The sequence below is a fragment of the Vibrio algarum genome (assembly GCF_028204155.1).
Classification (GTDB): Bacteria; Pseudomonadota; Gammaproteobacteria; order Enterobacterales; family Vibrionaceae; genus Vibrio; species Vibrio algarum.
In genome coordinates this window covers 1,809,403-1,830,749 of the sequence record NZ_JAQLOI010000001.1, presented here as the reverse complement: position 1 = coordinate 1,830,749, position 21,347 = coordinate 1,809,403, and the positions used below count along the sequence as shown (strand labels likewise).

15 protein-coding genes and 2 pseudogenes are annotated in these 21,347 nt (G+C 40.3%); 6 read left to right on the top strand and 11 right to left on the bottom strand.

Features of this window, described 5'->3' with window-relative positions:
• Window positions 1-612: 612 nt before the first annotated feature.
• The 11 genes and pseudogenes from PGX00_RS08725 to PGX00_RS08675 all read right to left on the bottom strand — a co-directional run bounded on the left by PGX00_RS08725 (window position 613) and on the right by PGX00_RS08675 (window position 12,790).
• Complete coding sequence (locus PGX00_RS08725; RefSeq protein WP_272135328.1) at window positions 613-1,056, bottom strand: low molecular weight protein-tyrosine-phosphatase; 444 nt, start codon at window positions 1,054-1,056, stop codon at window positions 613-615.
• 151 nt (window positions 1,057-1,207) lie between these two features.
• Window positions 1,208-2,345, bottom strand: a pseudogene (gene nspC, locus PGX00_RS08720) (carboxynorspermidine decarboxylase).
• 42 nt (window positions 2,346-2,387) lie between these two features.
• Complete coding sequence (locus PGX00_RS08715; protein WP_272135326.1) at window positions 2,388-3,632, bottom strand: carboxynorspermidine synthase; 1,245 nt, start codon at window positions 3,630-3,632, stop codon at window positions 2,388-2,390.
• 12 nt (window positions 3,633-3,644) lie between these two features.
• Window positions 3,645-6,568 (bottom strand): annotated as a pseudogene (locus tag PGX00_RS08710) (diaminobutyrate--2-oxoglutarate transaminase family protein).
• Between the two features lie 486 nt (window positions 6,569-7,054).
• A complete protein-coding gene (locus PGX00_RS08705; RefSeq protein ID WP_272135324.1) occupies window positions 7,055-8,203 on the bottom strand; it encodes an XrtA/PEP-CTERM system-associated ATPase in 1,149 nt (382 codons plus the stop codon).
• A gap of 2 nt (window positions 8,204-8,205) precedes the next feature.
• Complete coding sequence (locus tag PGX00_RS08700; RefSeq protein WP_272135322.1) at window positions 8,206-8,793, bottom strand: porin family protein; 588 nt, start codon at window positions 8,791-8,793, stop codon at window positions 8,206-8,208.
• Window positions 8,772-9,668 carry a porin family protein gene (locus PGX00_RS08695; protein ID WP_272135320.1) on the bottom strand — a complete coding sequence of 299 codons (897 nt, stop codon included), beginning with the start codon at window positions 9,666-9,668 and terminating at the stop codon, window positions 8,772-8,774. Before PGX00_RS08695 ends, PGX00_RS08700 begins: the two co-directional genes overlap by 22 nt.
• On the bottom strand, window positions 9,631-9,834 hold the full coding sequence (locus PGX00_RS08690) for a hypothetical protein (RefSeq protein WP_272135318.1): 204 nt from the start codon (window positions 9,832-9,834) through the stop codon (window positions 9,631-9,633). The genes PGX00_RS08695 and PGX00_RS08690 overlap by 38 nt, the downstream gene beginning before the upstream one ends.
• Window positions 9,835-9,848: 14 nt before the next feature.
• On the bottom strand, window positions 9,849-10,553 hold the full coding sequence (locus tag PGX00_RS08685; RefSeq protein ID WP_272135316.1) for an AAA family ATPase: 705 nt from the start codon (window positions 10,551-10,553) through the stop codon (window positions 9,849-9,851).
• On the bottom strand, window positions 10,553-12,121 hold the full coding sequence (locus tag PGX00_RS08680; protein ID WP_272135314.1) for an XrtA system polysaccharide chain length determinant: 1,569 nt from the start codon (window positions 12,119-12,121) through the stop codon (window positions 10,553-10,555). The genes PGX00_RS08685 and PGX00_RS08680 overlap by 1 nt, the downstream gene beginning before the upstream one ends.
• An 18-nt stretch (window positions 12,122-12,139) precedes the next feature.
• Complete coding sequence (locus PGX00_RS08675; protein WP_272135312.1) at window positions 12,140-12,790, bottom strand: XrtA/PEP-CTERM system exopolysaccharide export protein; 651 nt, start codon at window positions 12,788-12,790, stop codon at window positions 12,140-12,142.
• Window positions 12,791-13,442: 652 nt separating this feature from the next.
• Here PGX00_RS08675 and PGX00_RS08670 point away from each other — a divergent pair.
• The 6 genes from PGX00_RS08670 (at window position 13,443) to PGX00_RS08645 (ending at window position 21,344) form a co-directional block, all read left to right on the top strand.
• Window positions 13,443-14,843 carry a TIGR03013 family XrtA/PEP-CTERM system glycosyltransferase gene (locus PGX00_RS08670; protein WP_322107863.1) on the top strand — a complete coding sequence of 467 codons (1,401 nt, stop codon included), beginning with the start codon at window positions 13,443-13,445 and terminating at the stop codon, window positions 14,841-14,843.
• A 42-nt stretch (window positions 14,844-14,885) separates the two neighbouring features.
• The gene (locus PGX00_RS08665) at window positions 14,886-15,767 is read left to right on the top strand and encodes an XrtA system polysaccharide deacetylase (RefSeq protein WP_272135310.1); all 882 of its coding nucleotides are present in this window, start codon (window positions 14,886-14,888) and stop codon (window positions 15,765-15,767) included.
• Window positions 15,733-16,644, top strand: coding sequence for a FemAB family XrtA/PEP-CTERM system-associated protein (locus tag PGX00_RS08660; protein WP_272135308.1), 912 nt, complete (start codon window positions 15,733-15,735; stop codon window positions 16,642-16,644). Before PGX00_RS08665 ends, PGX00_RS08660 begins: the two co-directional genes overlap by 35 nt.
• Window positions 16,645-16,781: 137 nt before the next feature.
• On the top strand, window positions 16,782-18,011 hold the full coding sequence (locus PGX00_RS08655) for a TIGR03087 family PEP-CTERM/XrtA system glycosyltransferase (protein ID WP_272135306.1): 1,230 nt from the start codon (window positions 16,782-16,784) through the stop codon (window positions 18,009-18,011).
• Window positions 18,004-19,455 (top strand): exosortase A, encoded by a 1,452-nt coding sequence (gene xrtA, locus PGX00_RS08650; protein ID WP_272135304.1) that lies wholly within the window; start codon window positions 18,004-18,006, stop codon window positions 19,453-19,455. The genes PGX00_RS08655 and xrtA overlap by 8 nt, the downstream gene beginning before the upstream one ends.
• Before the next feature lie 8 nt (window positions 19,456-19,463).
• Window positions 19,464-21,344: an XrtA/PEP-CTERM system amidotransferase gene (locus tag PGX00_RS08645; RefSeq protein ID WP_272135302.1), complete on the top strand. Its 1,881-nt coding sequence runs from the start codon at window positions 19,464-19,466 to the stop codon at window positions 21,342-21,344.
• The last annotated feature ends 3 nt before the right edge of the window (window positions 21,345-21,347 follow it).

Sequence of the window (21,347 nt, the reverse complement as noted above, 5' to 3'; positions counted from 1 at the left end):
CTTGGTTGATTGCCCAAATCTTAAAACGAATTAAAGCCACCTATTGCAACACATAAAATCAAATCTCTGATAAGCACGAACTAACGCAAAGAAAAATACGCTACCGCCCTTAGGTTAACGGCCTAAATAGCTAAAAACAGCCTGTATCGACATTCTATTCTAATGTAAAACTATGTGCATATTAGGTGCTAATACATGTTCACCCATTGTGTAAATTATGCAGCAGAATATCAATAAGTCACTGTTGTCCTTCTGCAAATGTTTCAGATATGAGACTTAATTAACAGGATGTGACAATAATCGAGTTAGGTTTTTGCCATAAGATTGATTTTTGATTTCGTAAAATGCTCAGAAGTGAAATGACAACAGAAAAATGAAAGGAAGTTTTTAATCGAACTTGTAAAAAATCAACACCGACCACTTCGTTGTATTAAATCACATTGCGACGTTTCCAATCTTACATATCGACGCTAGAATTTGCTTTTAAAAGTAGCACGAATACTTTTGAATACTTGACTCATTTCAAATAGCAACAATCTATCTAAGACATAAATTGAGTGACGTAGTTTACATCGTTGAAGGGAATATTTTCACAAAAGTCCTATTGCTAGCTTAGGTCAGTTTTTCCACCCAACCTGAAACCGCTTTATTAATAGTAGTAAACGCGTAAAGAAATGCATGTCTTCCTTGCCTATATGGGTCATCTATACATTTCACATTAATCCAGTGACCAAACAAGAACGTTTTATATTCAGCACTTGGAAAATAGTCACGGAGTATCTCTATTTGACCCGGCTCCATGGCCAAAATGATGTCATATTCCTCAACTAATTCTTGTGTTATCTGATTAGCTTTGTGCGCGGACAAATCCACATCAAACTCTTCTGCTATTTTAATTGCTAGACGATCCGCTGGTTTGTTCTGTAGTCGACTTACCTCCGTAGCAAGACCTGCAGACGCTATTTTTAATTGAGGGAGTAACTGTTTTAACTTGGCCTCAGCATAAGGTGAACGGCATATATTACCTGTACAAATAACTAATACACTATTACTCACAAAAACTCCCTATTACAAACAGAACAACAGAACAACAGAACAAGTGGGCTATTAACAATGATAAAATACTATTTAAAACAAAAAGCAATAAAAACTACGTAAGATCCGGTAGTAATTTTACCTTATCTCTTAGATTTACATAACTCTTAACTTAATTAACGCACCATTGCGAAAGGGAGCGTTTAAAATCAGCATAATCAAACTCATTTAGCTTTACTATATCGCCATTTGAGCGTTGGCAGTATATCGATGGCATTTTTAGTCCATTAAACCAGTTTAGTTTCACCATTGTGTAGCCTGCACTGTCCATTACATGCAGTTTTTGCCCTATCTTTAATGGTTCTTTAAAGCTCGCTTCGCAGAATTGGTCGCCAGCAAGGCAGGAACATGAGCCGATAATGTACAGGTGTTCTCCACTCTCATCAGCCTCGATTATAGAAGCGGGTTCATCGTATATTAACGTGTCTAGCCGATGGGCTTCAGTTGCGGAATCCACAATCGCGGTTTTCTTTTCGTTCTCAATAATATCAACAACGGTTACCACAAGGTCTGCTGTCTTGGTGATAATGGCTTCACCAGGCTCTAAATAGAGCTGTACCGAGTGCTTTTCTGAGAATTGTTTTAACGCCATGGCGAGTTTATCTATTTCATAGCCGGGCCAGGTAAAAAAACACCCCCCCCAAACTTAGCCACGACAATTTATCGATGAAATGACCGAACTGAGACGAGATAGAGTCAAGAAGTGCTATAAATGCATCGGCACTTTTGTTCTCGCAGTTCATATGGAACATCGCCCCATCCAAGGAATCGAACAGTTGTTCTGAAAGTTGATCAACTTGAACACCCAGACGAGAGTATCGACGTGCAGGGTTTGCAAGATCCTGCCCTGCAAAGCTCACGCCCGGATTTAACCTAAGTCCAATTGATGCTTTCCCATCGACAAGGTGACGATGGGCAGTTAATTGGGACAGCGAGTTAAAGATCAGTTTATCGCATATCTCGGCAACGTCTTTTACATCATCTTCACTATAGCCAACGCTGTAGGCATGTGTTTCGCCACCAAACGTTTCATATCCTAGCTTTACTTCATATGGCCCACTACTTGTGGTGCCATCGAGATACGGCTTAATAAGGTCAAATACACCCCAAGTAGAAAAACATTTAAGTGCTAAGACCAACTTAACCCCTGATTGCTCTTTTAGATAACGCGCTTTTTCTAGGTTTTCTATAAGAGCACTTTCGTTGATCATAAAGTACGGTGTCAGTAAGTCTGTTTTGTTGGTCTTCATTTATTGTCTACTATGTTTGTGTATCGATTTCGACCAGCCCAATTACTTCAGGATCTGAATATCTGGCTGCTTAACTTCAAGTTCTTGTACGTGCCAATCTAGCCCTATCTCTGGCATAGTTTCTAAGAACGGATCCGGGTCTAGCTGTTCCATGTTGAATACACCCGCGTCTGCCCATTTACCACGGAAATATTGTAACGCGGCTGTAATGGCAGGAACGCCTGTGGTGTAAGAAATCGCTTGATGTTCAACGTCTTCATAGGCCACTTCGTGGTCGGCATTATTATAAATAAACACACTGCGTGGTTTACCGTCTTTAGTGCCTTGAACCCAAGTACCGATACAAGTTTTACCCGTGTACCCCGGGGCTAAAGAAGTAGGGTCTGGTAATAATGCTTTTAGTACCTTAAGCGGCTCAACAACCGTGCCGTCTTGAAGCGTAACTGGTTCTGGACTCAATAGGCCAATATCCAACATGCAGTTAAAGTAATTTAAGTAAGCGTCACCAAAGCCCATCCAGAATTCGATACGTTTTGCTGGAATAAATTCTTGCATTGAACGAACTTCATCGTGCGCCATTGAATACACTTTGTGTTTACCCACCAGTGGGAAATCAAATTCAAACATGCGTGTGTGACAAGCTACCTGCTTCCACTCACCGTTTTCCCAGTAGAAAGAGTCACCTTGTATTTCAAGCATATTGGTTTCTGGGTCAAAATTTGTAGCAAATTTCTTGCCGTGGTCACCCGCATTAACGTCCATTACATCAATCGTGTCGATTTCATCGAATAGATGCTTAACCGCATAAGCAGCAAAAACACTCACCACACCAGGATCAAAACCCGCACCCAGAATGCCAGTAATACCCGCTTGCTTAAATTTGTCTCTGAACTCCCATTGCCAATCATAGGCTTGAGGCACTTGCTGTCCTTCAGAGCAAAGGTCAACGGCAACAGAAGTATCTAGATAAGAAACTTTGGCCTGAAGACATGCTTCCATGATAGTAATGTTAACCCACGGAGGTCCGGCATTAATAACAAGATCTGGTTTTACCTCATTGATTAGCGCGACTAGTGCTTCTACGTCATCTGCGTCTACTGATCTCGACTCTAACTTTTTAGTGGTGTCTTTAAGGTTATTTTTACCCTTAATAGATTCTATTATTTTGTCACATTTAGAGACGGTTCTTGATGCGAGTGTAATATCCCCTAGCACATCATTATTCTGTGCTGCTTTGTGTGCAACAACCCAACCAACGCCACCGGCACCAATTTGTAAAATAGACATATTCTTTCCTTCTTATACCAGTGATTTGGTATCAATCAGCTCTTGAGCTAACTGGTTAATTTGATTTAGTAAATTATCGAAATCTGACATGGACAGACACGGGTTCAATATCGTGAACTTCAGCGCGGATTGACCTTCGATGGTCGTCTCACCTAATACTGCCACGCCTCTTGTTAACGCTTCAATGCGGACCTTTTGATTCAACACATCGAGGTTTTTCACGTTTTGGTGGTTCAACCTAAACAGCACCGTCGATAAAGACGGTTGAGCAAGCAATTGCAAGTTCGCTGTTTGTGCGACTTTTTGTGCTACTTGCTGGGTTTGCTTTAGTAAATGATCAACCATCTTACCTAGCGTACTTGCGCCAACGCTCTGCATTGAGATAAATACCTTTAATGCATCAAAGCGTTTAGTTGTGGCTATCGTTTTGTCGACTAGGTTTGGTAGCTCGTCGTGCTCACGGTTTAAGTAGTCCGCATGATGCAGCAGATACTTAAAGTGGCGACGGTCTTTTAATAAGATAGCCCCGCAGCTAATGGTTTGATAAAAAAGCTTGTGGAAATCCACACTCACTGAATCGGCTTTTTCAATGCCATTCAGCCTCTCTTTATGACCACTTAAAATCAGAGCGCCACCATAAGCTCCATCGACATGAAGCCAGAGCGACTCAGTTTGAGCGATTGAAGCAATCGCATCGATGTCATCGATAGCACCGTGATCTGTGGTTCCGGCCGTTGCAACAACCGCAAATGGAATCAAACCCGCTTGCTTTGACTGGTCAATCGCCATTTGCAATGCCGCGATGTTCATATCACCGGCACTATTGGTGTCCACTGTGATCACCGCTTGTTCACCTAGCCCCATCATGGATGCAGATTTCTGAACGGTAAAATGGGTGTTCTTCGAACAAATAATTCTCAGTTTATTCCAATAATCCGGTAAGCCCGATTTCTGAATGGAGTGATTACTGGTTTTTTCTGCTATCCAGTCTCTGGCAAGCAAAAGCCCCATCTGATTAGACTGAGTGCCACCGCTGGTGAAAACGCCATCGGATTGCTGACCAAGTTGATAAATGTCACACAGCCAATCGACCACTTTCTGCTCGACAAACGTCGCGGCTGAAGCTTGGTCCCATGAATCCATAGATTGATTCAACGCCGCAATAATAGACTCTGCGGCTATTGAAGAGATAAGCGGTGGTGTATGAAGGTGCGCAATACAATTAGGGTGCTGAACCAAAATGGAGTTTTTGCCAATCAACTCAACCGTATTTGCAACGACATCTGATAAGTCTGCCCCACCTTTGTTGAGGTCAATATGATTGATCTGTTTAAGTAACGCTTCTGGAGCCAAACCAGAATAAGGTTTATCGGCTGACTCAAACATCTTCTTAAGATGATTGGTGCTTGTGGATACGACTTGCGCATAATCCTCTGCACCTTTATTACCTGTATGAACGAAATGTTTCTTCCAGCTCATTTGAGATGCATTTAAAGACATCAATTCAACCCTTGTTTAGTCAACAGACCCACTGAAGCGTTAATTGCCGCTTCTAATGTTCTTAGAGCAAAATCTATCTGCTCAAATGAGATGATAAGTGGTGGAAGAAAACGAATAACGGAACCTTCGCGTCCACCTTTTTCGACTATCAGTCCGCGCTCTAAAGCGGCTCTTTGAATTGCTAACGTCAGTTCAGAGTCTGCTTCAGGTTCATCAAATCTGTTTTTTCTGCCATTTGGTGTGGCTATTTCGATACCAAGCATTAAGCCTTTGCCACGCACTTCGGCAATGCAATCAACACGCTGTTGGATATTTTCTAGACCTAAACGCAGATAGTTACCAGCTATATTGGCGTGCTCTACTAGGTTATCGCGCTCAATAATTTCTAGTGCTTTAGCCCCTGAAACCATCGCCAATTGGTTACCACGGAAAGTGCCCGTATGTTCACCTGCCTTCCAAGTATCTATCTTCTTATTGAAGACCAAAATCGACATCGGTAATCCACCACCAATGGCCTTAGAAAGACATAAAATATCTGGCGTTATACCGGACTCTTCAAACGCGAACCGGTAGCCTGTTTTGCCGACGCCACATTGAATCTCATCCAAAATAAGCAGAATACCGTGCTCGGTTGTGATGCGTCGTAACTCTTGTAACCAGAAAGCGGGAGCAGGAATTACACCGCCCTCTCCTTGTACTGGCTCAACGATAATAGCGGCTGGCTTTTGGATACCGGCTTCATCGTCATTTAATAGACGTTCGATATATCGAATGCTCTGCTTAGCGCCCGCTTCACCGCCTAAACCAAATGGACAACGCAAGCTATAAGGGAAAGGCATAAAGTGAACGTCCGACATCAACCCAGTACGACGAGCTTTAGTACCCAAATTGCCCATCAAGCCCATTGTGCCATTTGTCATGCCGTGATACGCACCACGAAAGGCAAACATCGTGTTTCTGCCAGTGGTTTGTTTCGCTAATTTAATCGCTGCTTCTACCGCATCCGCGCCCGATGGGCCACAGAATTGAATAACTAAATTGTTTGAAAAGTAGTCTGGTAAGAACCCTTTAACTTGTTTAATAAAGTTATCTTTTACTTCCGTAGTAATATCCAGCGTTTGATACGGTAGACCAGAATCTAGCTGATCCTTTAGTGCTTGATTAATTTCTGAATGATTATAGCCAAGCGCGAGCGTACCTGCTCCAGCAAGACAATCTAAAAATATTTGTCCACGAGTATCTTCAACTAAGGCACCATAGGCGCGTTTAATCGCTAGGGGTAAACGACGAGGATAAGACCGAACTTCTGATTCATGCTCTTCTTGATCAATCAGTAACTGATCCGATGTTAGATCATAAACCCCTTCGACTAGAGGAATTTCGCAACAAAATGGGTTATTTAAATTGTGCGTTTTTAGTTCAAATATTGAGCTCATATACATTGACCTGAAATAGTAAGACTGCCACTACTCTGCATTGTTAAACACAAAGCACCGCAATATATCTGTAAATTTAAAATACAGATAAACCGTTAGAGATAACTAACTATTTGAAACTTCAGGAAATCAAGGCTCAGTAATATTACTGAAACTAGGTAGAATAATGCTAATTCTTAACGTGGAATGGACTATAAACAATGTTGGGTTTCCTATATAAAAGCCACATGGGCATAAGTATCCCGTCTACTAAATATCTGATGTATTTAGTACCTACCCTACGTAGAGCTATAGATTTATCGCACTCTACGCGTTTCCCTCTGAGCACCGTCTGAGATTACGCGAAAATTATCATATTTTGCTATGTGCTAGCAATAATTTTATCAACAAAATATCGCATAAAAATCCGATCGTTTTGAATCAAAATAGTTACATTAATTGAATGCATTACCCAAACCCATCACGACCGCTTATACAATCAGCTACTTAGCCTTCACTATTATTTTTTACAAGTTGTTTAAACCAGGGCTTATTGACTAACTCACCATCAGCAAATTTGTTTTCTGGTAGCTTACTCTCAGCAAGTTTTCTATCTAGCGGATCATTCGACGTATTTGACAAATACTTTCTCTTCTCACGGATCAGCTGATCTAAATGTCGAATCGTAAGTGTTTTTCGATATATGACGTCATCAAGAATGCCCGTCACATCAAACAGCGTCTTATGATGCCGTGCTGCATCGGACATATCTTTCGTCTCTAGCCTTGACGATTTTAATGACACATCTAGAGCAGGTTCTTTTACCGTTGGCGCTTGTAAACTGCCTGACAATTCAGTACTCATTTCTTTAATTATGATTTCCACATGTTCAGTGGTTATCGTGATCACGTCCTCCATAAACGCATAGAGAAACAGTCTGTCCATGAACAAATTAATCTTTCGTGGTATTCCTTGAGTAAATTTAGCAATGGGTTCAAAAATAGACACTTTCAGTTGAGGGTTATTTGCCCAACCGGCCTGCTTTAATCGGTGCAGTATGTAATTTTTTGTTTCTTCATGATCGAAGGGTTTTAAATGGCAAGAGGCTATGATTCGTTGCCTGAACTGTTCCATTTGTGGAAGCTCTATAATTGGTTTTAACTCTTCTTGACCGAGTAAAAAACTTTGAATCAATGGTTTATCATCGACTTGGAAGTTCGATAACATTCGCAACTCTTCAATCGTTTCAGAAGAAAGATTCTGAGCTTCGTCTATGATTAATAGTGCTCTTTGCTTCTTTAGATATAGGTTGCCTAAAAAATTTTCTAAACGTATCAGGATATCGGCTTTACTTAGTCCTTCCACTGCTAGACCAAATTCAGCGGCCACCATCTTTACGAGTTCTTCCGGAGATAAGCTGGTTGTCGCAATTTGAGCTGCCACAATGGAATCATTCAAAGAAGCTAAAAGGCTACGACCTATGGTTGTCTTACCGGTACCTATAGGGCCTGTAATAACAATGAAACCTTCACCTAGTTCAAGCCCATAACGCAAATAGGAAATCGCTTTTCCGTGATGTGCGCTCGCAAAGAAAAAATTAGGATCTGGGCTAAGCTTAAACGGCTTTTCAGATAAACCGAAATGTGATTCATACATAGTTACAGTCCTTTCGTTATATTGAAAGTAATCTTATTTTCTTTATATCCATCACTCACAGTAGAGGATTTGTTTTGATGAGCAATGGTAACATCCATGGTTAACTCTCTTGCGAACGACCTCTCTAATCCAAGTTCCCACGTACGATAATAGTCTCGCTGTGAATTCAATGCATCTGGATCAAATTCGTAATAATCATAATTAAAACTTGTCGACGCTGACATATTTCTCGTGAGTGAGTGGGTCAAAGACATATTCCCACCATAATTTAAGGTATCTGAGTTGCCTATTTCATCACTAATGGATTCGTTTATACCGCCATTCAAACCTAAACTAGCCGTCGTCCTACGAAGTTCTAGTGACGTTGTCCAACTCACTACTCTATTTAACATCAGCTGTTCAATGGAATCACCATCGATAAAGAAATCTCGATCATAATTCGTCACTTCTTCGGTGTAGCTAATCTCATTAGTTAATCTACGATTTTTGTGAGTCAGAGCAAACTCATATGCGTCGCCATAAAAACGGTTTGTGTATTCAAATTCTAAAGATGTTCTCGATGTGGGGTTTAAATATACCGCCCCCTCCAATAGTCTTCACTATCATCATCTAAAGCAAAATCTCGACTTACTTCTACATAGGACTCATCATGAATATAGTAACGTAACCCTAGACCCCAACTAGAAAAATCGATTTCTTCGCCCGTTGCTTCACTACTGTATTTTTCGAAATAAGAACGAACAAAAGGACTCAATCCCTTTCCACGTTGAATACCTAAATCTTGCTCTAAGCTTTGGAAATCAGAAGAATCGGAGCTGTCTCTACCAACAACTCTTGTACCTGCATAATCTGCCTGCCAAAAATAGTCTTTAACTACACTTCCTTCTGAGAAGTTGATTACTGCAGAATAGTCGTTGTAGTCACCGATATTGTCTTCATAAGCATAGATGCCGCCACTTATCCGACCATACAAATCAGCAATGCCACCAGGATTACTCTGGTATGATAACCCTGCATCGAGGGACTTAGATTCGACTGTTTCGCCAGTATATATATCCTCACTCGCATTATCTAAGATAGAACTGGCGATATTTTCGATTGAAGCAGAGGCATCCAACACAAATCTCTTATCAAAAACCGTTTTATCTGCGGTGAAATCGAGTTGGTTATATCGTTCATTTTCATTTGAATCGTGAGAGTACACTAACTGCTTCAATTCATAAGCAAATAAAAGGTTACCGTCATTACCTTCTATGTTTAAATCTATACCAGCAGTTAAGGTAAGAATTTGACTGCTTTGCGTGTTGGAACTATCTAAATCAACATTGTCCGTTGCAGTGATACCGCCTTTTACAAAAGGCATGAATTCCATGTCTGCTGCCGATAAATTCCAACTGGTGATAGTCATAATCCCAACAAGACAAAGATTATGCTTTCTTATCTTTTGCACCGTAGCCGTATCCATAGCCATACCCGTATCCGTAATCTGCTTTTCGCATAGTTTTATTGATAATGAACCCTATCGACATTTCACTGTTCAAAAGTGATACCGCTTGTTTTAGATCCGAAACTTTTGTTTTGTTTTGTTCAACGACCACTGCGGCTTGTCCGATTAAGCTAGATAAAGTCACTGTCTCCACAACCCCTAATATAGGGGGCAGTCTAAAACTATTATACGGTCTGGATAACGGTTAGCTAGTTCTTGAGTAAGAGCTTGCATTCTATCACTAGACAATAATTCGTAGCTCAAATGATGTGAAACACCTGCAGGCATGATGCGTAGATCTGATATCGATGTGGAATAAATAATATCGGACACATCATCAATATCTCCCAATAAATAATCGATAAGCCCAGGCTTGTTGTTATCGATCCCTAACGTGTCTGCAACGCTCGGGCTGAGTACATCTGCATCAACTAACAATACCGTTTTGTCTTTCTCTGAGGCGATGCTCAATGCCAGGTTGATAGCAACAAAGGTTTTTCCTTCGTTCATTCTAGCACTGGAAACCATTACAAGATTACTGTTGGTAAGAAATTCAGATTTATTACCAAACGCACCATTGATTATCTTGCGCTTAATAGCACGAAATTCGTCTTTGATAAGCCGTTCATCAAGATCGTTACCATCATTAATAATGCCCAATCCTTTTAATCGAGCACTATCGATACGTATGGCACGCTTCTTATCCACTTGCTTTGAATTGGTTGCAATGGCACTTTCGGCTTTTTCCGCTATTTTATTTGCATCAACTGTTTTGGCTGAGATTAACTCGTCTATTGATTGAGATATCTTTACGTTTTCTGGAAGTTCTTTACGCTTTCCCATCGCTTTTTCAATAGTGCTCACTAGATATTTATCTCCTGCATCAAAACATTAACCCCTTGAATCAAGCGTTCTTGTGCTAAAGAAAAAGAATTAACCGATAAAAATAGAACAAAAAGGGCGATTAACACAATATTAAATAGATAAAACCACCATACCTTGCGTTTTTCTTTCCCAATAAGTCCAGAAACCTTTGTCGTAGAGACGACACCTAAAACTTGGTAATCCATCAGTTTATGTAGCTGTGTTGTCGAGGTTATTACTGGCCCCACCTGACTAAGCAAAAACGCAAGCCCTATGCCTCCGCCGATACCAAGAACAAGAACACCTGAGAACAACATGGGTCTATTTGGACCGGAAGCTTTCAATGGGACTCTAGGGGCATCAATGATTCGGAATTTAATATCATCAGAAGAATCCCCGACACTTTGTGAGATTTGAGCGCTCTCTTTACGAGAAAGCAATTGTTCATATTTTTCTCTCGTTATTTGGTAATTTCGCGTTAACGCTGTTAATTTAGCTTCTACATCAGGTACAGTGTCTAACTTGTGCTGTAGCTCCGCGATCTTAGATTCATATCGGTTAACACGTACGCGAAGTGAAGCTACCTCATTTCTTAACTGGCTAGCAGTAAGTTTAAGATCTTGATAAACCGCGTTATCAATCAGTACATCTTTGATCGAGGTTGAGTTCTGAGCCAACCGTTGTAATTCCTTCACTTCATCGAGCTGTCTGCGCGTTTCTACTACATCTGGATGGCTATCCGTAAAACGAAAAACTAAATCATCTAACCTGTTTTGAAGCTGTTCAATTCTATCATCATGCTTTGTCCACACTTTAGATAATTGTTCTCTCGCACGAGACTCTTCTCTATTAAGTTGAACTTGAACGGAAGACAATCTCGATTCAGACTCGCTTAGAGCCAATTTAGCGTCATCGTATGACGCTTTGTTGCTTTCAAGTTGCGAATAATAACCGTTACTGCTACCCGGCATAAAACCGACATATTCTCTTTTAAAGTTTGCTAAGTTTACTTCCGCTTCAACAAGTCGTTTTTCGTAATCACTAATCTGAGAGCTAATAATTACATTTGCTTGGTCCGTGTCTAACCTTTGCTCACTCAATGTGTTTTCTACAAATACATTGAGTGCTGCTTGCACCACATCTTTAGCATAGACAGGATCTTTACCTTGATAATCTATTGAATATAGATTTTCTCTACCACCGAAACGAATGCGAATATTAGATTCTAGATCTTTAATGATGGCTTCATACTCTTGAGATGTTGTAGCCCTAACGTCCGCGTCTATGTCTCGCGCTATTATCTCAAGATTTGGGCGACTAAGAAGGGTTTTTGCCATTAATTGCAGTTCCGTCGTAGGATCTGTCCTTATCGCAAGACCGCTCAGCAATGGTTGAAGTATAGAGCGAGTATCAGCATAAACTCTTGCTTCTGATGTGTATTGGTTGGGCAGCATAGTTACTAAAATCCAACCCACAGGGCACACAAGCCAACTAATAATGATAATGTAACGACGTTTAAGCCACACACCTTTTAAAAGCAGTACCAATTCATCTAGCATTTCTTGCATATTCTGTCACGTCCTTGTCTAAAACCATGCTTCCGGAATAATAATGATATCGCCAGGTAATACATCTACGTTTTCTTCAATGGTGCCAAATTTCAACAGGTCGTCCATTTTCACATTAAACTTTTTATATTGCCCATCAATTACTCGGATCAAACTTACATCGTTACCGTCTGCGTATTCCGTTAGTCCACCTACTTGAACCATCACATCAAGTATCGTCATATTTTCCGTGTAACTAATGGCCTTGGGTTCTGACGCTTCGCCGATAACTCTAACTTGCTCGCCAAACGGGCCAACAAAATCATTTACTATGATGGATACGATCGGGTCTCGAATATATTCACTAAGTTGTGCTTCAAATTCTCTAGCAAGCTCGGTAGATGTTTTTCCAGAGGCTTCGAGGTCATCAACGAGAGAAGTCGATATCATCCCGTCAGGTCGTACTGTAAAACTTCCAGAAATTTCAGGATTTCCCCACACAAATACGCTCAGTTCATCACCAGGTCCAATTAAATAGACATAATTATCAATATTCTCTGTTAGAGATGCGTGTACGGTGGCGGGCGGGAGTTGAGGTGAAGTGTTCGAAGAACAGGCCACGATAAGTAAAAGACTGCTTGTAACCACTGCTCTCGAAAAACCAGATAACGTTCTACGAAACTTTTCCATAGTAATCTCCACTTTGTAATTTATATTCATCCATGTTTGCCTACTTTAATTAAAGGTTTTAGTTAATAATTAATATAGTGCACTGCCATTGATATCACTTGAATAGGATAAGTTTACAATACTATCGTGATATTGCGCAAAAATGTATATTATTTTCACCTTATCAATCAACTAATTGAGCTTAAACTATACTTCAGATAATTCCTATCAAAAATCTCCCAGCAACATTTACTATAGACAAATTGCTAAGAAACGTTTTTACTATAGGTAGAGCACTATATTAGTGTTTGTTTTATATCAGTATAAATTACAGTTGTATTAGTAATGCTAGAAAGGTATAGCTTACCCCTAAGGAAGTGGGAGCGATTGAAAATAAACCTAACGTATTTAATTTTATGGTATCAATAAGATGGTTGAGTTTTTCAAATCAGATGTAGTCTATTTTTCAGGAAAAGCAAACTTAATATGTAATCGTTATATTGTTACAGCTATGAGCCATCGAAGCGACGAACCAGCTCATAGAGGCAACCCATTGATTGAATTACATTTATCCCACGTTAAACTAACTTTTCTCGCCAACAGCACTATTATCATTTTAATCATAGCAATATATACCGCTAAGGTAGTTTTTTTAATGTAGAGGTTAGTACATATGGCTGAATCACACTTCAGAGAATTGAAACCTAGTTTTATAATTATCATCCTCACTGATTTGATGGTTATCTCTGCAATATTTCTTACAATTGCGACAATATTAAATAAATATTCAAATTCCAACCTGGAACTATCTCATGGCCCTTTATTTGCGCATTTAATTTTGCTCACATTAACACTCCTAATAACAAACTTGGCCGTGGGTCTATACAATGAGAAATTAAGAGAGACTTTTAGGGGCATAGTTGTCAGGATTTTGGTGAGTGTCACGTCGGCATACTTAATAACTTCAGGCATCATTTACATAAATTTGATTCCTGCACTTCCCGGCTATTTAAGCGAATACCTGCTTGCTAGTATTTTTACTCTATTTGTTATTACACGTTTTATTGTAAGCAAAACACCTTATCATCAAATTGGTGTTCGTCGAATACTCATTCTGGGGACAGGCACTCGCGCAACGATTATCGAAAAAAGTATGCGAAGAAAAACAGATAGAGTTGGCATCGATATTGTCGGATTCGTAGCAATGGAAGGAGACTCAATTGAAAACGGTCTACAAAACGAGGCCCGCGTCGAACTCAATAGCAGCCTTGAAGCTTATGTTACAGAGAACAACATTGCAGAAATTGTTATTGCATCTGATGAGCGAAGAAAGGTTTTACCTAATGAGAACCTATTCAAATGTAAACAGCTTGGCGTTAAAGTGATCGATATCATCGATTTTGTGGAAAGAGAAACGGGTCAAGTAGCAGTCAATCATATCTATCCATCTTGGATGATTTATAGCACTAAAACCACGGCAAATACCACTAAACTACTATTTGAGCGCGCATTTAACGGTGTATTAGCCCTGGTGATATTTTCTTTAACATTTCCGCTAATGATTCTAACTTTCATTGCTATAAAAATTGAAGACGGTATACGCGCGCCAATAATCTATTCTCAAAAACGCACTGGTCTTAACGGGAAACTATTTGATATTTACAAGTTTCGTAGTATGAGTACTGACGCAGAAAAAGATGGCGCACAGTGGGCAGAAAAACAAGATCCTCGTACGACAAAAGTCGGTAGCTTTATTCGCAAATACCGAATTGATGAGCTTCCTCAGTTATACAATGTACTTAAAGGAGATATGGGTTTTGTTGGACCCCGTCCAGAACGACCACAGTTCTCTGATGAATTCGAAGAATCCATACCATATTATAATCACCGTTTGAATGTTAAACCTGGATTAACGGGTTGGGCACAACTTAAATATCCTTATGGAAGTAGTCAGGCAGACACTATCGAAAAACTAAAATACGACTTGTATTACATTAAAAATCGCGCTTTTTTGTTTGATTTATTAATTTTACTCCGGACGGCTGAAATTATATTGTTTGGCAAAGGTCGCTAATACCGTAACTGCCAATAACTACTAGAATAAGGTTACCTTTGCATGGGAAAAATCAGCCCAAATGCCATGACAGTTGATGTAGAAGACTACTTTCATGTTTCGGCTTTTGAAAAGCAAATTAAAGTTTCCGACTGGGGAAAAAAGCACGCACTTAGAGTTGATGTAAGTACGCAAAGATTATTAGATATCTTTGCTCAACACGATACAAAAGCAACATTTTTCGTGCTTGGTTGGGTCGCAGAAGCTTGTCCGCAATTGATCAAAAATATTGTCGAGCAGGGTCACGAACTTGCTAGCCATGGCTATGCACACCAAAAAGCAAATCAACAGACACCTAAAGTTTTTCGGGAAGATGTTTATCGTAGCAAGTCGTTTTTAGAAGACACAACAGGTGTCTCTGTGCGCGGCTATCGCGCACCGAGCTTTTCTATTGATCCAAGTAATGAATGGGCTTTTGAAGTTCTCGCTGAATTAGGCTTTATCTATAGCAGCAGTACCTATCCTGTTAAGCATGATTTATACGGAGCACCCGATTGGCCCCGTCATAAATATCTACGCCCCGAAGGAATAATTGAAATTCCTATACCGACAAACAATAGCACTAAGCTTAATCTACCAATTGGTGGCGGGGGTTTCTTCCGCTTATATCCCTACAGACTAAGTAAAGCGTTGATTAACAATTTTATAAAACGATCTGGTGAGCCGTATAGCTTTTACTTCCACCCATGGGAAATTGATCACGAACAACCTAGAATGAAAGATGCATCATTTAAATCAACCTTCCGTCACTACCTCAATCTTCATCGAATGGAAACCCGATTAAACTGCCTGCTAAGCGATTTTGATTGGGATACGATGAGTAATGCTTACCAACTAAATGGATTAGAAAATGAACGAAGCTCTGCAGATCAGACAAATAACTGATCAAGACTTTGCCGCTTGGGACAATTACGTTGATAAACATGATAAAGGCAGCTTTTTTCACCTTACTGGGTGGATTGAAATAGCAAATAATGTATTTGGTCATCAACACCATTACTTATTTGCAACCCAAGACGAAAGTGTCGTTGGTGTTTTACCTCTCGTAGAACAAAAAAGCCGCATATTTGGCCATGCATTAATTTCAACACCCTTCTGTGTCTACGGTGGTTCCGTGGCTGACAGCGATGACATTCGATGTAAGCTCGAACACGCAGCATATGAATTAGGCTGTAAGCTCAAAGTAGATTATGTTGAAATAAGAGATAAAGAATCTTATCAAGCTGTCTTACCGTGGAGAGAACATTGTCATCACAGTACCTTCTCATGTGCCATAGAAGATACGCCTGAGGAAATCCTTACTAAGGTCAAAAGAAAACAGCGGGCGGTTATCCGACATTCACTAAAAAATGGACTGCAGTGGGACAATAGTGACAATCCTGACCTATGTTATGACATTTATGCTGAAAGCGTTCGTAACTTAGGCACCCCAGTATTTACTAAAAAATTGTTTTCAACGTTGAAAAAAACCTTCGGTGATCGATGTGAAACCCTCATCATCAAGAATGATGATAATGATGCTATTTCAAGTGTATTAAGCTTTTACTACAAAGGAACAGTTCTGCCATATTACGGAGGAGGGAAGTTCGAAGCACGATCATTAAAAAGCAATGATTTTATGTACTACCAATTGATGTGTATCGCTCAAGAAAAAGGATGTCATAGTTTTGACTTCGGTCGAAGTAAAAACGATTCCGGCTCATATAAATACAAAAAAATTGGGGGATGCAAGAAGATAAACTGCATTACCGTATTGCGCTAGTCAACAGTACCGAACTGCCTAACCTTTCACCTAATAATCCCAAGTACAAGTTATTAATTAATACTTGGCAAAAACTGCCGCTGGCTATCAGTCGCCTAATTGGTCCTATGATATCTAAATACTTGGGGTAAACCTTAATGAAAGAAAAGCTACTTTACCTTTGCCACCGTATTCCTTATCCCCCCAACAAAGGAGATAAGATTGCCGCTTATAACATCCTAAAATTCCTCAACCAACATTTTGATGTCTATCTCGGTTGTTTTATAGATAATCCAGAAGACAACCAGTATCAGGAATATGTCCGTAGTTTATGTAAAGAAGCTTGTTTTGTGCCCCTTAACCCAAACCTAGCCAAGTTGAAAGGCATAAGTGCTTTCGCATCGGGCCTCCCTATTACTGTTCCTCATTATGGTAGCCGTACGTTGCAAAAATGGGTCAATCAAACCGTTAATTCTCTAAGTCTTGATAAAGTATTTGTCTTTTCTAGTTGCATGGCACAATTTGTATTAAATCGCGATTCAGCTGGAACTCTTCATCATGTAATGCATTTTGTTGACATCGACTCTGACAAGTGGCGCCAATACGCGGAAAAAACACATGGGGTCATGCGTTGGATTTACCAACGGGAGCACCACACGCTAGAAAAATACGAAAAATATCTTGCTAAGCAGTTCAACACCAGTTGTTTTGTAACGGATGCAGAGACTGCTATGTTTAAAAATATGGTTGAAGCCCCTTACAAGGATAGAATCAAAACTCTCGGCAACGGCATTGATACTAATTACTTCTCCCCTAGCGCTAAACATGAATTAGCAGAAAAATACCCACTAGAGCTTCAAAATTATATAGTATTTACTGGAGCAATGGATTATTGGGCGAATGTCGATGCCGTAGTCTGGTTTGCTGAGAACATTTGGCCAAGTATTCGCAAGCTAGTTCCCAACAGCTATTTTTATATCGTGGGCTCCTCACCTACTAAGCAGGTGCAAAAATTAGATAGTATTGCTGGTATTATTATCACAGGCAGAGTAGAAGATGTCAGACCTTATTTACATCATGCAAAAGCGTCTGTAGCACCAATGCAAATAGCTCGCGGTGTACAAAACAAGATACTTGAAGCCATGTCTATGGAGTGTCCTGTAACAGCAACAACGTTAGGAATAGAAGGAATAGATGGCATTGAGATTATTCCGGATAGTTACCTATATATTTCTGATTCTGCAGAAAACATAACGCAATGGCTAACTGATAAGCTAAACCACGAAAACAAGTCAGCTCAAGTTTCGCGTAATTGGCTTAAAGAAAATTATAGTTGGAGCGCTCGACTTTCACCGTTATTACACTATTTGGATAGTTCACTTGAATAGTCGTCTCTTTTTACGTTTTTCCGCTCCCTTAGCTGTCTGGTTCTTCTTTTATTATGAATCTATTTACAGCATGGTGGCTGTCTGGAGCCAGTCAAAAACGTATGAACACGGTTTTCTAATATTACCGATTAGTCTTTGGGTCGCTTGGCATGAAAAACACAAACTCACGGACAAGCCTCTAACTACGGCTTGGTTTCCTGTGTTGCTTCTTATCTTACCTTCGTTATTATGGGTAGTCGGAACAACAGCTAACATTTCTTTATTCGAGCACGTCGCCGCGATAATCAGCCTACAACTTATACTTTGGGCATTGCTTGGTCATCACCTGACCCGAGCTCTCTACTTCCCTATTCTCTACTTAGGATTTTGTATTCCTTTTGGGGAAGAGTTAGTACCCTTTCTTCAATCCATAACTGCTGACATCTCTGTCGCAGCAGTTCGTATGACTGGAATACCTGTGTTCCGAGACGGGTTATATATTACGATTCCCAATGGTAACTTCGAAGTTGCAGAAGCTTGTTCAGGAATAAGATTTCTGATCTCCAGTATTGCACTAGGTACCCTATTTGCTTATATGTTTTTCGCCAAGTGGTGGAAGAGACTAATCTTCATTTTGTTTTCTTTGGTATTTCCCATTATTGCAAATGGTGTTCGTGCTTACGGCCTAATTCTAATTGGCCATTACAGCAATATGGAGCTTGCCACTGGTGCCGATCATCTCGTTTATGGCTGGGTATTTTTCAGCCTTGTTATAGGGACTAACTTTCTTATTGCATCCAGGTTCGCCGATACTGTTTCCCGCGAAGCGAATACATATGACGACCATATCAGTGAGGACGTAAAAACTGAGTCCCAAAGTAAAGGCCTAGGGGTAACTTTTACCCTATCGACCATTATCTTGTTGGTCGGATTATGGGAAAAAACGATCAACACGACAGAACAGGACGTTTCGGCTCCTCTCCCTCCTCAGACACAAATTAATAGCAATATAAGCTCGAACTGGGGGATATCATTCCCTTTATCAAAAAAACACATTCATGGTTTTACGGCTAGCAATCAAGCAGAGTTCTACGCTGCAACGTATTCTCTAAACCAAAAAAATGGTGAGTTAATCAGTTACCAAAATAAGCTTTTTAATATAGAGATGTGGACACTAAAAGGCGTTTGGAGTGTTTACCTAGAGCACGAGACTCGAGATATTGAGGCAAACCACCTTGAAATTGTTAGCTCTTGGGGAGAATCAATGAACATCCTTTACTGGTATTGTATCAATGACTATTGCTCTAACAACAAATTGAAACTCAAACTATATAAGGCATTCTGGCTAATATCTGGAAAAGAAGGTTATGCAGAAGTTCGCGCTCTCGCAAGCCAAACACTAGATGAAGAAGAGCTAGCTGTGATTGCTAAAGATTGGATATCTAATGATTCCATAAGGAAATAGGAAAGACTATGTGTGGAATATCAGGAATATTTAATGTCCATAAAGCACCGCCTATCGATAAAGGAGTGCTACAGGCCATAAACCGAATTCAGTCCCACCGTGGACCTGATGATGAAGGCTATTATATTGACGAGAATATTGGCCTTGCCCATCGTCGTTTGTCCATTATCGATCTTTCAGGTGGCCACCAACCCGTTTTTAACGAAGACAAATCTGTCTGTGTTGTCTTTAACGGCGAAATATACAATTTCGAGTCATTAGTTACAGAGTTATCAAATCTAGGGCATCAGTTTTCTACCCATTCAGATACGGAAGTTATCGTTCACGCTTGGGAGGAATGGGGTGTAGATTGTATTCAGCGATTTCGAGGCATGTTCGCTTTTGCACTCTGGGACATAAAGAAACGGCAATTGCTAATTGCACGAGATCGGCTCGGAAAAAAACCGCTCTACTACACAAAGACAAACCGGGGCCAATTAGTTTTTGGTTCAGAGCTTAAAGTTCTTCAGGGCCACCCTGACGTTGATAAAACGTTGCGGTCTGAAATGGCCGAAGAGTTTCTTATGTATGGGTATATTCCCGATCCTTACACCGCATACAAAAACATTTTCAAACTCGACGCTGGCCACTATTTACTTATGGCTCCAGAAAAACCGATCGAACCAGTGCAGTACTGGGATCTAAAAGCGCCTCAGCACAATTTATCTTGGGAAGAAACTCAGGGATCTTTAGTCGAACATTTAAAAGAAGCCGTCAAAATTCGCATGCTAGCCGAAGTCCCTTTAGGCGCTTTCTTGTCAGGTGGTGTCGACTCAAGTGCGATTGTAGCGATGATGGCACAAGAGCAACAAGACCCCGTCAATACATGTTCTATTGGTTTCAATGAGAAGTCTTTTGATGAGAGTGAGTATGCCAACCAGATTGCCCAAAGATATAACACAAACCATGTGTCAAAAATTGTTTCCGCTGAGGACTACGACCTCATCGATACTCTAACTGACGTATATGATGAGCCCTTTGCAGACAGTTCGGCTTTACCTACGTATCAAGTCTGTCAGTTGGCGAGGCAGTCGGTGAAAGTCGCGCTATCGGGAGATGGGGGCGATGAGGTGTTTGCAGGATACCGTCGTCATAGGTTACAGATGGCAGAACAACAGTTACGCGCTAAAATCCCTTACTCTGTCCGAAAACCACTGTTTGGCGCCTTAGGAAGTGTATACCCAAAAGCGGATTGGGCTCCGCAATTTCTTCGCGCTAAAACAACGTTTCAGTCTTTAGCTATGAATACCGTTGAAGCCTATGCAAATACGATGTCACGTATGAGATTAGACCAAAGAAAAATGTTGTTTAAAGATGATTATCTACGGCAATTAGACGGGTATTCTGGGTTAGAGATAATTAAAAAACACGCTTTGAACGCCCCTACTGACGATGTATTAAAACAGATTCAGTATCTGGATATAAAGACTTGGTTACCCGGAGATATACTGACTAAAACAGATAGAGCCAGTATGGCTCACTCTCTTGAAGTGAGGGCTCCATTATTGGATCACAAGTTTATTGAGTGGGCATTTTCTATCCAGAGCGATAATAATATCAATGGCAACCAAGGAAAGTACGCCTTTAAAAAGTCTCTTGAGCCCTATGTGAACGGCAATATTTTATATCGTCCAAAAATGGGATTTAGTATCCCTATTTCCGCTTGGTTCAGAGGCCCTTTAAAGCAAAAATTAAAAGACAATGTTCTTTCTGAAAAAATGTTCGATAGCGGTTACTTTGAACCACGTAGTTTGACTAAAATGGTAAATGAACACATTAATGGCCGCAGTGATCATGGCGACGCATTATGGTGCCTTCTGATGTTCGCGCAATTTCTTAATCGGCAATAATAA